This is a genomic window from Thioclava sp. F34-6 (assembly GCF_002213235.1).
GTDB lineage: Bacteria > Pseudomonadota > Alphaproteobacteria > Rhodobacterales > Rhodobacteraceae > Thioclava > Thioclava nitratireducens.
The window spans coordinates 287,338-302,194 of the sequence record NZ_NBOA01000006.1 but is presented as its reverse complement, the minus strand read 5'-3'; the positions used below and the strand labels follow the sequence as shown (position 1 = coordinate 302,194).

General features: G+C 61.8%; 13 protein-coding genes and 1 tRNA gene. 6 read left to right on the top strand and 8 right to left on the bottom strand.

The features are described from left to right. Positions 1 to 19 precede the first annotated feature (19 nt). From B6V72_RS14665 to B6V72_RS14650, 4 genes are all read right to left on the bottom strand, one after another. Complete coding sequence (locus tag B6V72_RS14665; protein ID WP_088735882.1) at positions 20 to 1,144, bottom strand: DNA polymerase III subunit delta'; 1,125 nt, start codon at positions 1,142 to 1,144, stop codon at positions 20 to 22. Between the two features lie 112 nt (positions 1,145 to 1,256). Next, on the bottom strand, positions 1,257 to 1,871 hold the full coding sequence (gene tmk, locus B6V72_RS14660; protein ID WP_088722519.1) for a dTMP kinase: 615 nt from the start codon (positions 1,869 to 1,871) through the stop codon (positions 1,257 to 1,259). Positions 1,872 to 1,877: 6 nt separating this feature from the next. Further along, complete coding sequence (locus B6V72_RS14655; RefSeq protein WP_077701284.1) at positions 1,878 to 3,053, bottom strand: D-alanyl-D-alanine carboxypeptidase family protein; 1,176 nt, start codon at positions 3,051 to 3,053, stop codon at positions 1,878 to 1,880. A 15-nt stretch (positions 3,054 to 3,068) separates the two neighbouring features. After that, positions 3,069 to 4,034, bottom strand: coding sequence for an SPOR domain-containing protein (locus B6V72_RS14650; RefSeq protein WP_233243154.1), 966 nt, complete (start codon positions 4,032 to 4,034; stop codon positions 3,069 to 3,071). Positions 4,035 to 4,216: 182 nt separating this feature from the next. Between B6V72_RS14650 and B6V72_RS14645 the strand changes: the two genes are divergently transcribed. After that, positions 4,217 to 4,306, top strand: a tRNA-Ser gene (locus tag B6V72_RS14645). Between the two features lie 115 nt (positions 4,307 to 4,421). Here the strand turns inward: B6V72_RS14645 and B6V72_RS14640 are convergent. Then, positions 4,422 to 6,062 (bottom strand): DUF262 domain-containing protein, encoded by a 1,641-nt coding sequence (locus B6V72_RS14640; protein WP_146696207.1) that lies wholly within the window; start codon positions 6,060 to 6,062, stop codon positions 4,422 to 4,424. A gap of 284 nt (positions 6,063 to 6,346) precedes the next feature. Here B6V72_RS14640 and B6V72_RS14635 point away from each other — a divergent pair, with 284 nt between their 5' ends. From B6V72_RS14635 to B6V72_RS14620, 3 genes are all read left to right on the top strand, one after another. Next, a complete protein-coding gene (locus B6V72_RS14635) occupies positions 6,347 to 7,108 on the top strand; it encodes a ParB/RepB/Spo0J family partition protein (RefSeq protein ID WP_088735880.1) in 762 nt (253 codons plus the stop codon). 399 nt (positions 7,109 to 7,507) lie between these two features. Beyond that, positions 7,508 to 7,975 (top strand): Bro-N domain-containing protein, encoded by a 468-nt coding sequence (locus B6V72_RS14625; RefSeq protein ID WP_088735878.1) that lies wholly within the window; start codon positions 7,508 to 7,510, stop codon positions 7,973 to 7,975. A gap of 259 nt (positions 7,976 to 8,234) precedes the next feature. Further along, positions 8,235 to 8,870: a recombinase family protein gene (locus tag B6V72_RS14620; protein ID WP_088735877.1), complete on the top strand. Its 636-nt coding sequence runs from the start codon at positions 8,235 to 8,237 to the stop codon at positions 8,868 to 8,870. Between the two features lie 7 nt (positions 8,871 to 8,877). On the opposite strand, the gene B6V72_RS14615 is transcribed toward B6V72_RS14620, so the two are convergent. After that, positions 8,878 to 10,176: a tyrosine-type recombinase/integrase gene (locus B6V72_RS14615; RefSeq protein ID WP_146696206.1), complete on the bottom strand. Its 1,299-nt coding sequence runs from the start codon at positions 10,174 to 10,176 to the stop codon at positions 8,878 to 8,880. Positions 10,177 to 10,534: 358 nt separating this feature from the next. On the opposite strand from B6V72_RS14615, the gene B6V72_RS14610 reads away from it, so the two are divergent. Then, positions 10,535 to 10,840: a DUF4342 domain-containing protein gene (locus B6V72_RS14610; RefSeq protein ID WP_088735875.1), complete on the top strand. Its 306-nt coding sequence runs from the start codon at positions 10,535 to 10,537 to the stop codon at positions 10,838 to 10,840. Positions 10,841 to 10,887: 47 nt separating this feature from the next. Next, positions 10,888 to 11,076 carry a hypothetical protein gene (locus tag B6V72_RS14605; protein ID WP_088722520.1) on the top strand — a complete coding sequence of 63 codons (189 nt, stop codon included), beginning with the start codon at positions 10,888 to 10,890 and terminating at the stop codon, positions 11,074 to 11,076. Positions 11,077 to 11,137: 61 nt separating this feature from the next. On the opposite strand, the gene B6V72_RS14600 is transcribed toward B6V72_RS14605, so the two are convergent. Together B6V72_RS14600 and B6V72_RS14595 are read right to left on the bottom strand one after the other, a co-directional pair. After that, positions 11,138 to 12,214 carry an alcohol dehydrogenase family protein gene (locus tag B6V72_RS14600; protein WP_240497735.1) on the bottom strand — a complete coding sequence of 359 codons (1,077 nt, stop codon included), beginning with the start codon at positions 12,212 to 12,214 and terminating at the stop codon, positions 11,138 to 11,140. Positions 12,215 to 12,316: 102 nt separating this feature from the next. Then, complete coding sequence (locus tag B6V72_RS14595; protein WP_075776905.1) at positions 12,317 to 14,611, bottom strand: arginine/lysine/ornithine decarboxylase; 2,295 nt, start codon at positions 14,609 to 14,611, stop codon at positions 12,317 to 12,319. Positions 14,612 to 14,857: the final 246 nt, after the last annotated feature.

The window sequence follows — 14,857 nt, the reverse complement described above, 5'->3', positions numbered from 1 at the left end:
CGGCTCCTTTCGCGCCGCATCAGGAGGCGGCGGCTGTGATCTCCAAGACGATATCCATCACGAGCGCGGCAGGGTCAAGGTTGACCGCCCGGCCGTGGGCGGCGCGTGCGCCCATGCTCTGATGAAGGGCGGCCCATTTCATCGCTGCCTGATCGTCGGGCGACAATCGTGCGAGAAGCTGTGCCTCGCCGGGGGCGGCCTCGGGGTGGGGCGGTCCCATCACGCCCGCGCGCGCGGCACGCGAGAGAAAGAGGTCGATCAGGTTGAGCACGAGGATGAAGCGGTTCTCGTTCGCCTTGCCCACGCAGCTTTCGGCCAGCGCCAGCGCGCCCAGACGGTCGAGCCGGGGAAGGGTGCCCATCAGGTCGACGAGCTTGGCATAGGTCGTCATGCCGTCCTGATTGATCAGCCGGATCGCGGCGCCGACGGAGCCGCCCGAGAGCGCGGCCAGCGCGTGGTGGTCGAGGTCCGGCGGCTCGCCATCTTCCTCGGCGGCGGCAATCGCGGCTTCCATCTGGTCGGCCGAGAGCGTGCCCAGTCGCAATTCGCGACAGCGGGAGCGGATCGTTGGCAGCAGCCGCGCCGGCTGATGCGCGATCAACAGGAAGGTCACCCGCGGCGGCGGCTCTTCGAGTAGTTTCAGGAGCGCGTTAGCGGCCTGCGTGTTCATCTCGTCGGCAGCATCGACGATCACCACGCGTCGCCCGCCCTCGGCGGCAGACAGATGCAGGAAGGAGCGCAGCTTGCGCACCTCGTCGACACGGATGTCCTGCGACAGCGCGGATTCGGTGGCGTTGGGCCCGCGTTTGAGCACAAAGATACCGGGCTCCGATCCGGCGTGGATACGACTGAGCGCCGGGTGGTTCGGATCGGGCTCGAGGCTGGTGGGGCGTTCCGGTTCGCCGAACAGGCCCGGCCCATCCTCTTCGGGTTGGGTCATCAGAAAACGGGTGATCCGCCATGCCAGCGTCGCCTTGCCCACGCCACGCGGTCCGGTCAGCAGCCAGCCGTGATGCAGCCGTCCCATGTTGTACGCGTCGAGAAAGCCCTCTTCGGCCCGCGCCTGACCCACCAGACGCAGCGTGTCGCGCGGGTGTCGCGCACCGGGCGCAAGGGTCGGATCGGGGAGATCGGCGAGGCTCATGGCGGCACTCTAAATGCGCGCGCGGGCGGTTTCCAGCGGGGTTTTCGCGTAAGGCTCGGGGGCTCGGCTATCGGCGCGGGGCGAGCAGCCCCGGGTCGCACCCTCTCGGCCCCTAGTTGTGCAGTTCCGCCTGCACGGCGCTCAGCACATCGGCGGCAATTTCATCCGCCTCTCGCGCACCGTCGATCACGCGGAAGCGGTCCGCGAATTCCTCGGCCAGAGACAGGAACCCCGCGCGCATCTTTTTCTGCAAGCCGACGCCGAAATCCTCGAACCGTTCTTCGGTGCCCTGGCGCCCCTTGGCGCGGGCGAGGCCGGTGGCGGGGTCAATGTCGATCAGCACGGTCAGGTCCGGCTCGCGCCCGATCATCAGGGCGTGCAGCTGATCGACGACCGCGCGCAGATCCCCGCGCGAGAGGCCCTGATACATCCGGGTCGAATCTGCGAAGCGGTCGCAGATCACGACCTTTCCGGCGGTCAGTGCCGGTTCGATCACGCGCTCCAGATGGTCGCGGCGCGCGGCAGTGAACAGAAGGATCTCGGTCTCGGCCGACCAGCGGTCGGGATCGCCTTCGAGAACCAGCCGACGGATTTCCTCGGCCCCCGGGGAGCCGCCGGGTTCGCGGGTCAGAACGACTTCGCGCCCCGCAGCCCGCAGGGTTTCGGCCAGCATCCGCGCCTGTGTGGATTTACCCGATCCGTCGATCCCCTCGAAGCTGATGAACATGCGCGTTTAGCTGTTCACCCGTTCCATCGCCGCTTCGAACGCCTTGCCCGAGAGCCGCGCCAGAGCCGCTTTCACGCGCACGACGAAGCCGCCCTTCTTGACGTCCTCGGTGGCGACCAGCGGGATTTCGTTGGCATTGTCGAGGCCGGGCACGGTGATCACCAGCTTGCCGACCTCCTGACCCTGCTTGATCGGCGCCTGCAGCGGGCCTTTGAACACGGCCTCGGCGCTGACCTTGTCCTTCGCGCCGGCGGGGATCAGCAGCGACAGATCGGTTTTCGGCGCGAGACCGACGGTCGACTTCCCGCCCAGCCATACCGGCGCTTCTGCGAGCTTGGTGCCCGCTTTGGCAACGTCCTTCATCACGAACTGACGGAAGGCCCAGTTCGCGACCGCTTCGCCTTCCGAGCGACGCGCCTGTTCGGAATCCATGCCCGCGAGGACGAAGACGATGCGACGCTCGCCCATCACGGCGGAGCCCACGAGGCCGTAGCCCGCTTCCTGCGTGTGACCGGTCTTCATGCCGTCGGCCTTCCAGTCGGCGGCGCGGATGTCCAGAAGCGGATTGCGGTTCTCGGCATTGGCCGGGGCGCGATCCTTGTAGTTGAAATGGGTCTCGCTGAAGAAGTGATAATATTGCGGGAAATGGGTGATGATCCGGCTTGCGACGATCCCGAGATCGTGGACCGACATGCGCTGACCGGGGTCGGGCCAGCCATTCGAGTTGGCGAACATCGAGTTTTTCATGCCCAGTTCATGCGCGCGCTTGGTCATCAGATCGGCGAAGGAGGACTCCGAGCCCGCCAGCCCCTCGGCCACCACGACGCAGGCGTCGTTGCCCGAGTTGATGATGATGCCCTGGATCAGGTCGCGCACGGTGGGGCGATCGGTCGTGTTGAGGAACATCGTCGAGCCGCCCATCGACTGCGCATGCTCGGACACCGGGAAGGTTGTGTCCATCGTCACCCGACCGTCTTCCAGCGCCTCGAACAGCAGATCGAGCGTCATCAGTTTCGACATCGAGGCCGGCGGCAGCGGGATATCCGCGTTCTTCGCCATCAAGACGGTCTTGGTCGAGAGGTCATAGACCCAAGCGGCATGAGCCTTGGTGTCGAAAGCGGCGGCGGGCAGGGCGAACAGGCAGGCTGCAAGTGTGGCGGCGATCAGGCGAATGAAGGTCATATCTTCTGCGTAGTCCTATTTCGAGACGGGATAGGCGTCGGGGTAGCCCAGCCCGTGAATTTTGGTCTTGAGCGCGTCGAGGTCGGATTTCGTGGGCGCAGGGCCCGCGATCACGCGCCAGAAGGTCTTGGAATGGCTTTGTTCCTTTACGATCTCGGCGATCACGCCGGCCTTCGCCATCTGGCTCTGGGCGCGTTTCGCATTCGCCTCGGCGGAAAAGATACCGATCTGGATATAACCAGCGCCAGTGCTCATCTTCGGCGTGCTGGGTTGTGGAGCCGCTGCGGCCACCGGTGCTGCCGGGGCGGGTGCCGGGGCAGGCGGCGCGCCGATCGCGGGTTTGACCGGCTTGGCCGTGGGCTTCGGCGTGCCCTGCGCCTTGGCGATCCCGGCCGCGGCAGTCGAGGTTACCTCGTCGAGCGACTTCTGTTCCACCGCCTCGGGGGCCGCGATCACCGGCTTGTCGACGAGCGGCGCGGGGTTGTCTTGCTTGACCGGAACCGTCTCTCGGCGCAGCGCCACCACGGACAGCTCGGTCGGCGCGCCCGCCAGAAGTCCCAGCGCATTGGCCGCGTCGGAACTGACCTGCAGTTTCGGTCCCGGATTGTCGTTTTCGCGCTTGAACAGGGCCCCGATCACGAATTTGCCGTTCGACGGGTTGCGGATGATCACCCGCTCGGGATCCTTCACGTTCGGATGCGCGACCCAGACTCCGCCGAGCGAGGGACGCCCGTCCCACAGGCCCTTCTCGTCGACCGAGAAGACCTGCGGCGCTTCGACATCTCGCTCGATCATCTTCTGGCCGTTCTCGGTGACGGCCTCGGCCGCACCGGGCGCCGCGGTCTCATCGGTCGGCTTCTTCTTGAAAAGCCCGAACGGGGAGCCGCCGCTCTCCTGACAGCCCGCCAGCGCGATCCCCGCGCCCAGCATAAGGGCAAAGCCCGTTACACGCTTGCGCGTCATTCCCGTCTGCTCACTCATCCTGTGCCCCTTCTCGCGCGGTTCGCCCGCCTCTTGCCTGCGCGTATGCACCGCTTGCGCCATGCCTTGCGCGCGATCCTAGCGATTTGCAGAGCCCGTGAAAAGCGGCCCCAACGCCCACGCGCGGAAATCGGCGCGCGAGACTTTCAGAATCGCGTGAAGCGGTCTAAGCGAGACCCGTCGGAGGAGTGGCAGAGTGGTTTAATGCACCGGTCTTGAAAACCGACGTAGGTGAAAGCCTACCGTGGGTTCGAATCCCACCTCCTCCGCCAAAACAAGAAGATCTGCTTAAGGCATTGTTTTTGTGAAATTTTTTGAGGGGGCGGTTTGAGGCTTCCACACACAAATTCCACACACGCTGGAGCAGCAGGTAGGCCTCACCACCTCTCAACCCTTCGAGAGTGTGGACACCAGCTTTCCGAGCTTCTCTTGGAGAGCGCTGAGCAAGTTGATTTGTACAAGCGTGAATACGGTCGGGTCGGCCGCCTCGGGAGATGGGACGCCTGCGTACTGTTCAAATGTTGAGCCGTGTTTTTTGCGCTTCTTCCCCGCATGCTTGCCGTGGTCGACATCATGCTGAAGCATAGTGCGCAAATCGTTCACATCCGCGAATGCAGCCTTTTCTTCCGCATCAAGGCGTTGACCAGTGCTTTCCCAGAAGAGGAAGTAGAGCGCTTCGATAAATTCTTTGTAGTCAGCGAGTGAACCGATCTTTTTTCGAATCGAGGCCTGAGCGCTCGCTGTCTTAGCCGTAGCCTTAAAAAGGTCTCGTCCCTCTTGGGCCGCGTAAATCTCGTTAGCACGATAGATCAGCTTGGGGATGCTGTCCGCTAGCTGCTCTCTGCTCGCGTCAACGCCTTTCGTAATCTGATCAGAGTTCGCAAGAGGCGAGTAAAATTCAGGGTAGCGCAGGAAAAGCTGGCGCAGAAGGATCACTTGTCGCGTACGAGCGCCGCTACGAACATTCGCATTCACCGTACGTTGAAATGCTAGGAAGTCCTCGTTGGTCGCATCCCTCCCCAGCTCGACTTGGCGCCGCAGTTCGGTGAAAAAATGCACAATGAACTCAGCAAGCTTCTTCTCTTGGTCTTTGCTGATCGCGTCAACTTCAAGATGACAAACGAGCGTGAGTATGGACTGGACGATGGTGCGGTTGCGCATCAGCGAGCATGGACGCGGCATCAAGCGATGGAGGTAGTCGAGCGCTTGATTGATGCGATGCGCTACAGCCGACGCTGACGAGAACTTTGCATTCCGCTCGAACACGGGCTTAACATCGTCAAAACGCAATCCTGCTTCGAGGCCTTCAACTTCCAAGGTTGCGACCTTTGCCATAACATCGAAATAACCGTACCTCTTGTTTGCGATGGCGGTCGTTTCTTCGAAGAACTTGTGTTCGGCAGCTGCAGCGCAGTAGTCGCGAAGACCGCTATGAACGGAGTTCAATCGCTCGCTACCAGTCAGTGGAAGCCCTTCCTGTAGTCTCTGGAAAAACTCCTTAACGTCTTCGTCACGGCCTTCAGTGATTTCGTCATACTCGATCTCGTAATCGTCGAAGGCGTCCCCGAGTGCGTCTGGAAGCTCGGCGTACGAGCGCCCACCGAATGTCTCGCCTGCTTCAGCCGAGAGCTGGAGGTCTCCATCCATGAATTCCCAAATTGCAGTTAGCCGCTGCTGGCCATCAACAACATCAAATTCTGCAGGGTCGCTTTGCGTCTTGAGGAAGTAGAACTTCGGAAGCTTCCACCCGCGGAGGATCGTGTCGATCAACTTCCGCTTCTTCTCCTGTGACCAGACTTCTTGGCGTTGCCAGTCGGGGATTTCATAGCGGTCTCTGCGTTTGTAGATTTTATCTAGCGCCCGTTTTTCCGCCCGCATCTTCATCGAATTGCCGCCCTCTTCCCGTTCCGAATGTAAGCAAGAGACATCAGTTCGAGACGCCTTGTCCAGAGGCGTGAATTCTAAGGCTGATTCGACCGCCAGTGCCTTTGATCGAACCCGGCAGCGCGACGCTGCGGCGATTGCCAATCTGTGATGCTACGTGAAGCGCCCAATCAATTGCGGCCCACCATCGGAGAAAGGCGATTCGTGTGGTGGTTGCTGTCCCGACGGGGACGCGTGAGGCCACCCATGTCTGCCCCTCCAACTGGTCCTTGGCTTCTGCCTCGGGGTCTCTTCGCCGGGGCATGGTGCCGCTGGCGAGGGCCTGAGGCAGAGCTTTCGCCATAGCGAAGGTATGCAGCTACTGACTGTGCATTTTGCATAGGCTGGGACCAGCGACTTGGACCCGTTAAATCGAAGAGATCACCAGAATGAACAAGGAAAAACAGGGGCATAGCCGCCCCAAGCAAATGCGCTTGCCTCTTGGTAAGCTCAAGGTCGAGCCGGAGACCTTCCAGTTCCGCGAATTTGAGACCACCGAAGATCACGTCCGCAACCTGACCGCCGCCATTGTGGCAGGAAATGAGATGGACCCGATGACCGTCTGGAAGAGGGGAGAGTGTGATTTCGTTGTGGTCGATGGCCACCACCGCCACGCCGCCTACGAGGATGCGGGCTACGCGAAGTCCGTTCCCGTTGTGGTCCATGAGTGCGGCGAGGCTGACGCTATGCTGTTGGCGCTGAACGAGAACACGAAGACCAAGCTCCCCATGACCAAGACCGAGCGCGACAACGCAGCATGGCGTCTCGTCTGCTCAGAGCATCAGCTGTCCAAGGCGCAGACCGTAAAGGCGACGGGCGTGAGCGACGGTACGGTCGCCAAGATGCGCAGAACCCGCAATACACTCGATGAGCAGGAACTAGGTCTGCCTGAGACGTGGTGGATGGCCATGCGGGCTGTGAAGGGAATCGAGCAACAGGAGTGGGATGAGGACATGCAGGCACAAGTGATCGAAGCAAGGGCGAACGCGCTGGATGACGCGATTGGCAAGGAGCTGGGTCGTATGGGGCGGCGTCAGTGGGAGGCTGTCGCGCTGGTTCTTGAACGCCGCCTCAATAGGCAAGTGCTATCTTATCTCGTGGACGAGCTGCGCAACGACGACGACGAGGAGGAGGACAATCCCATTTTCTGAGAGCACGGCCTATTTTGGTCGCAGAAATCTGAGCGACTTACCCTATACTCGGCGAAACGCTCTTCTCCCCCGTGGGGTGGCGCTGCATGTTTGGGTGCAGGGGAGTTGTTTAGGGGTACGCGCCACCCACTCGATGTTCCTCCCTGACGCGCTCAGCGCCGCGCTGGGCGCCGCTCAGCAGCAACGACACGAGCAGGGACTAGGTAGACCCGCAAGCTGCCTAGGCTGAGCAGGTATTCATTCCCATTGGCGCTGCTCAGGACCTCCCAAGCGTACTGCCGCAGAGTGATCGTGTCGCGCTGGGCGTAGATGCGACCGAGGAAGGGGAGAGTGATGTAGATGAGGTCTGTCATGTTTGCGTGTCCCTACTGCTTGTGACAACGCAAGGCGCTGGAATCTATGACACATTGCATAGGTCGCCTTGCCCCAGCGTGTAGCAAGGAAGTGGGGCGAAGCCAAGCGCTGAAACCCTTCGACTTCAACGGCTCCAACATCCGCGTGATCGACATGGACGGCGAGCCGTGGTTCCCCGCCAAAGACGTGTGCGACGTGCTGGGCTACACCAACTCGCGCCGCGCTGTTTCGGCACACGTTGACCACCGCGATACGCAGCTCATCAAGCGCTCCAATGTAACAGGGCGTTACGTTGAGACCTTCCCGACGCGCGGCATGACATGCGTGAACGAGAGCGGCCTCTACACGTTGATCCTCGGCAGCAAGCTGGCTTCTGCCCGTGACTTCAAGCGCTGGGTTACCTCGGTTGTCCTCCCCGCGATCCGCAAGGAGTGTGGCTACGTCATGGACGAAAAGAAGGTGACCTCGGGCGAGATGTCCGAAAACGAGCTACCCGCTCAACGCAGAGATTGAGCTAAGTTCAACTTAGGTCTGCACTGTCTTGGCGACCCAGCCAGTACGCCCCGTGTGCCGACACAGTATATAGCTCTTGATCACTCCCTAATGCACCAGCGCAGCCCGCTTTTACGGGAAATCATGCTTACCGTTTTGTCCGTAAGGGTATACTGCAGCGGACACCCCGGTGGCGCAGCGTAAGGCAGTCCGTAAGGGTTGACTTCAATCAACGGACATGAAACCCAGCGGACAGCACCCTAACGAACAGGAGGCAGGCATGTCGCAAACCATCCTCTACGCTCGCGTCAGCACCGCAGACCAGACCATCGAACATCAACGGACCCAAGCCGAAGCAGCAGGCTTCAAGGTGGATGAGGTCGTGGCCGATCATGGCGTGTCGGGGGTCAGCACCAAGCTCTCGGAGCGACCCGAGGGCAACAGGCTCTACGACAAGCTGCGGGGTGGGGACACCCTCGTCGTGCGCTGGGTGGACCGCCTCGGACGCAACTACCAAGACGTGACCGACACCATCCGTGAGTTCATGCGCAGAGGCGTTGTGATCCGCACTGTGATCAACAACATGACCTTTGACGGCTCCACCACCGACCCGACCCAGATGGCCGTGAGAGACGCTCTCATTGGCTTCATGGCTGCTACGGCACAAGCGCAAGCTGAGGCGACTAAGGAAGCCCAGAAGGCAGGCATCGAGGCCGCAAAGAGCGACCCACGACGCTACCGGGGCAAGAAGCCGAGCTACGACCGCGCTGGGCTGGAGCTGGTGCGCTCGATGCTCGCGGAGGGGGCAGGGACTACTGCTGTTTCCAACGCGACCGGGCTGTCGCGGCAGACGGTGTTGCGCATCAAAGGTGATCCCATCGGCGCAGAGGAGGCGCTTGAGCGCTGGGAGGCTTGAAGGGGCGCTAGGGGTTGCCTAGCTGCTCCCACAGGGCGGTGTGACTATCTCCCTCAAGGGGGTAGCTTAGCGCCTCCAGCGCATCACGCTTTTTCTCGAAAGGGATGCCGCCTGAGTAGAGGCCATAGGTCATGGTCTTGAGGTCGTGTCCGACGATCCTTGCGCTGACCGCCTCGGAAACGCCTGCTGCATCAAGCTGTGTCGCAACGGTCTTCCGCAGGGAGTGGTAAACGTAGGTCTTGTCGAACCCGAGAGCGGTTTTGAGGCGACCGAAGCGTTTCCCAACAGCGTTCGATCTGTCTTGGTATTTGTTGAACGTGAGACCGGAGAAGACATACCCATCCTTGCTTGTCGCACACATGCGTTGGAGTGCAGGACGTAGCTGCGAGTGAATGGGGACTTCTCGGAGACCAGCCTCTGACTTGGCGTCCGTCAGCACGAAGCGGTCCTCCTGAACGTCTTCGACCCGCAAGGCACAGAGTTCCTCGATCCGGCACCCGGTCCACATCCCAGCCCAGATGAGACGTCCTAGCTCATGGTCGCCTTTGTCTTGCGCGGCTTGAAGCAGCGAGACAACAGCTTCAGGGGAGAACGTCCTGCGCTTCTCTTGGAACGTGGCTTTCGAGTTCTTCTTCTGCTTGGGAACGGCATCACGGAATGGATCGCGGTCGTCAGAGACCAGTTCCTTGCGCTGCAGGTAGTCCCAGTACCCACGACACGCTGAGATGATACGCCGAATGGTAGATAGCTTGAGGCCATCCTTGGTTTGGAGGTCGAGAACCCATTTCTGGACCTTCCTCTTCTCCACCTTGTGGCTCACGTTGAAGCGCTTGGCGAAGCGGTGGAGGTCGGACCGCTTCATGTCGATGCTCTTGGGTTCGTTGTCGAGGGTGGAGAGCCACTCTTCGATCTTCTCGCCTGTCTCGATCCACTGACGCGTGGCCAGCTTGAAAGCCTCTAGTCCCGCACCGGGATTGCGAGCATCAATCTCTTCCGCCTTGTCCTGAAGGATCATCTCGTAGGTATCGACTGCATCTTGGTCGGGGGCGGCGTCGAGCATCTCGCGCCAGCTTTGAGCGGTCTCGCGGAGTTCGTCGGTGTGCGCTGGCTCTCCAGTGCGAACTGCATGGATTTCGGCTTTCCATCGGGCCACCAGCACGGGCGCACGTCTTTCCGCGACCGTGATGCTTTCCGTCTTCAGGCTCTGCACAAACCTCGCTTTCCCCTTGTAGGCGGGCCGAACGTCCTTTGGGATGTCGAGGGTGGCGTACCAGCGACGACGACGCTGCTCTAGATGCTTGGGCAAGGGCTTCTCCACACACGTTTTCCACACACGTCTCACATGCGAAACTCATGATTTTCAATCGTTTTATGGGGTTACGTCGCGGAGGTATCGTATCCCACCTCCTCCGCCAGTTGCATGCAAACCCGCAATCTGACCGGGCAGCGGGGCCGTTCCGGAGGGAGAGTGACTGCGATCTCCCGATCTGCGAGTGGCCCTTTCCGGCCTTGCCTGACGAAGATCAAGGCGGAAGTCGCAAAATCGTGTTTCTCTCCATCTGCGCAGCGGGAAGCGGTCACCTGTGATCGCGCTGTCCCATCAACCTGTGGCAAGCGCGCTGCTACAATCGCCTCTATGTTACCCCTTGAAGAGGAACAGTTCGATGGAAGACGACAACAAGTCCGACCGTACCGCCTGGGAAGAAATCGAGGTCGCGGGAAGCCAACTCGTCGATCGCGTCAAGGAATTGGCGAAAGAGGGGAGCGTGCGCCAGCTGCGTATCAGCTCCGCCGACGGGGATCCCTTCGTGGAGGCACCCCTCAATCTCAGCCTCGCCGTCAGCGGGGTCGTGGTGCTCGCCGCGCCTTGGCTGGCCGTCCTTGGCGTGATCGCGGGGCTCGTCACCCGGGTCAAGGTGGAGATCGAGCGGGTCAAGGAGCCCGATGAGGACGATCAGAAGAACGCGTAGGGGCCGGACCGGACGGCCCGGCAGAGCATGAGGACGGGGGCAGACCGATGGGCTTGCGCCAGAAAAGACATGAGTTGGTCGGGCTCGTCGGCGCCATCGGCGTCGTGATCGCGCTGGCCGGCTTTGTCGGCGGTTACCTGAGCACCGGCGCCACCATCGTCTTGACCTTCGGAGTGTGGATCGTCGGCACGATGCTGGTGCGGGTGTTCACCGATCCCCCCGATCCCGGCAAGTGACGACCGATACCGGGTAATATCCGCACGGCCGAGTCCGACCCGGGTCTGCGGTTCCGACGCGTTACGGCCCCGGGATCAGCACGATCTTCCCGGCGTGTCGCTTTTGCTGAAACACCTTCTGCGCCTCGGCGATCTGATCGAGCGGGTAGGTGGCCGCCAGCAAGGGGCGGATTTCGGCCTTCTCGACATAGGAGATCAGGTTGCCGAAGACGGGTTCGTCCCATGCGGTACAGCCGATCAGGGTGATGTCCTTGAGATACATGTCGCGCATGTCCAGCTCCACGATTGGTCCGGCAATCGCGCCGGAGGAGGGATAGCGCCCGCCGCGCCGGAGCAGTTTCAGCATCGTCCCGAAACCCGGCCCGGCGACGTTGTCGATCACGACATCCACGCAGCTTTCGCCGATTGCCGCTACGGGATCGTCTTCGCGACAGAGCACCCGATCCGCTCCGATCTTCAGCACCATCTCGCGCTTGGCGGCGCTGGTGACAGCGATCACCTCCGCGCCGCGCCGTTTGAGAAGCTGGATCAGCGCCGAGCCAACGCCGCCCGAGGCGCCTGGCACCAGCACGCGCTCGCCCGCGGTGACGACCGCGCGGTGGATCATGTTCTCGGCGGTGCCGTAGGCGCAGGGCAGGGTGGCGAGTTCGGCGTCGCTCCAGTCGCTGTCGATGGCGAAGACCTCGCCTGCGGGCACTTTGACGTATTGCGCGAAGGCCCCGTCGAAATTGGAGCCGAGCCAGACGGTGTCCATCGAGGAGAAACCGTTTTGGCGCATGCAGGACCGCACCAGTACGCGAGTGCCGATCAGGGCTTCATCGCCACCCTCTCCCACCGCGATGACCCGCCCACAACAATCGGTGCCTTGGATGAGCGGGAAGGGCGTGGCCCCGCTCCAGCCGCCATCGGCATGCTCGGCGTCCTCGCGCGACTCCTGCGTGCCGGATTTGACCTCGGAAGAATACCAGCCCAGTCGGGTGTTGATGTCGGTGTTGTTGATGCCCGCCGCCAGCACCTGCAGCAGCACCTCGCCGGACCCCGGCTCCGGCATCGCAACCTCGCGGTATTCGAGCCGCTCGTAGCCACCCGTGCCGGTCGTGACCACGGCCATCATCGTGCCCTTCGGGATGTCGCTCATGCTGCTTTCCTCTCGAAACCGATCCGTCCGTGAAATGAGTTAGGGCGCGGTCGGGATAAACCGAGCCGCGCCCTTTGTTCGTTCGACCTTAGGCGTGCCGCCTCAGCGCGCCACGCAATCCGCGAAGTAATGCGTCTTGCCGTCCTCGCCGGTCTCCGTCACGAGGCCGTGGATGTCGGTCTCGAAGCCAGGGCATTCATGCGCGAATTCACGATTGAAGCGCAGGTATTCGACGATCTTCGAATTGAAGACCTCGCCTGGGATCAATAGCGGGATGCCCGGCGGGTACGGGGTCACGAGGCTCGTCGTGATCCGGCCTTCCAACTCGTCGATCGAGACACGCTCGGTCTTGCGCCGCGCGATATGCGAGAAGGCCTCCGACGGCGTCATCTCGGGGTGATGGTCGGTCAGGTAGATCTCGGTCGAGAGCCGCGCGACGTCGTATTTCGCGTAAAGCGAATGGACGTGCTGGCTGAGATCTTTCAGCCCCATGCGCTCGTAGCGCGGGAATTTCGCGGAAAACTCCGGCATCACGCGCCACAGCGGCTGGTTCTTGTCGTAATCATCCTTGAACTGCTGCAGCGCCGCCAGGAGCGTGTTCCAGCGGCCCTTGGTGATGCCGATCGTGAACAGGATGAAGAAGCTGTAAAGCCCGGTCTTCTCGACCACGACGCCATGCTCGGCGAGGTATTTCGACACGATCGAGGCCGGGATGCCGCTGTCGTCGAAATGCCCTTCGATGTCGAGGCCGGGGGTGATGATCGTGGCCTTGATCGGGTCGAGCATGTTGAAGCCCGGCGCCATGTCGCCAAAGCCGTGCCAGCTATCCGACCCGGTAGTCTCGACGCCCTCGGCATCGGTCTTCTTGAGAACCCAGTCGCGGGTCTCGGCCATCCCGTCGCCATCCGCGCGGAAATCGGTCGGGCCCCATACCTGAAACCACCAGTCCTCGGGGCCGTATTCCTCTTCGACCTTCACCATGGCGCGGCGGAAATCGAGCGCTTCGACGATGCTTTCCTCCACCAGCGCGGTGCCGCCCGGAGGCTCCATCATCGCCGCCGCCACGTCGCAGCTTGCGATGATCGAATATTGCGGGCTGGTCGAGGTGTGCATCAGGTAGCTCTCGTTGAAGAGATGCCGGTCGAGTTTTTCCTCCTGACTGTCCTGCACCAGCACGTGGCTCGCCTGGGAAATCCCGGCGAGCAGCTTGTGCACCGATTGCGTCGCATAGGTGATCGACTTGGCCGTGCGCTCACGCTTGCGGCCCATCGCGTGATACTGGCCGTAGAACGGGTGGAAGGCGGCATGGGGGATCCACGCCTCGTCGAAATGCAGGTTGTCGACCCAGCCGTCGAGGAGCCCCTTGATCACCTCGGTGTTGTAAAGCACGCCGTCATAGGTCGACTGCGTCAGGGTCATGATCCGCGGCTGCACAGCGTCGATGTCGTAATCGGCCAGAAGCGGGTTCGCGCGCATCTTCGCCTTGATCGCCTCGGGCTCGAATTCCGAGCGCTGGATCGGGCCGATGATGCCCCAGTGGTTCCGCGTGGGTTTCAGGAAGACCGGGATCGCGCCGGTCATGATGATCGCATGCAGGATCGACTTGTGACAGTTGCGGTCGACCACGACCACGTCGCCCGGGGCCACCGTGTGGTGCCAGACCATCTTGTTCGAGGTCGAGGTGCCGTTGGTCACAAAGAAGCAGTGATCGGAGTTGAAGATCCGCGCGGCGTTGCGCTCGGACGCGCCGATCGCGCCGTTATGGTCCAGCAGCTGGCCCAGCTCCTCTACCGCGTTGCAGACATCGGCGCGCAGCATGTTCTCACCGTAGAACTGGTGATACATCTGCCCGATGGGCGATTTCAGGAAGGCCACGCCCCCCGAGTGCCCCGGGCAGTGCCACGAGTAGGAGCCGTCCTCGGCATAGTCGAGAAGCTGCTTGAAGAAAGGCGGCTGGATGCTTTCGAGATAGCTTTTCGCCTCACGGATGATGTGTTTGGCCACGAAATCCGGCGTGTCCTCGAACATGTGGATGAAGCCGTGCAGTTCGCGCAGGATGTCGTTGGGCAGATGGCGCGAGGTCTTCGTCTCGCCATGCAGGAAGATCGGCACATCGGCGTTTTTCCAGCGCACTTCCTCGATGAAGGCGCGCAGCTTCTCGACCGCCGGGTCGAGTTCGGGACCGGCGGAGAATTCCTCGTCGTCGATCGCCAGCACGAAGGCCGAGGCGCGGCTCTGCTGTTGGGCGAATTGCGACAGGTCGCCATAGCTGGTGACGCCCAGCACTTCGAAACCTTCGGCCTCGATGGCCTGTGCGAGTGCCCGGATGCCAAGGCCGGAGGTGTTTTCGGAGCGAAAATCCTCGTCGATGATGACAATCGGGAAGCGGAATTTCATCAGGTGGGTCCTCTCTCGGGCCAAGCTGGGGCAGGCGAATGGGCGGCATGCGCCGCGCCCCGTTCATTTCAGTCGAATATAGGCAAGGTCAAGCCCGCGCGGGAGACCCTCCCGCCGAGTCAGGGGCAGATCAGCTTTGGACGGGCGCGGAGGCCTTGACCGGAACTGATCGGGGCTTCACTCCGGCCTTTCGACGTTGGGTCAACCGAGGATCTCGGTCAGAGCCTACGTCTTTACACGAAAACT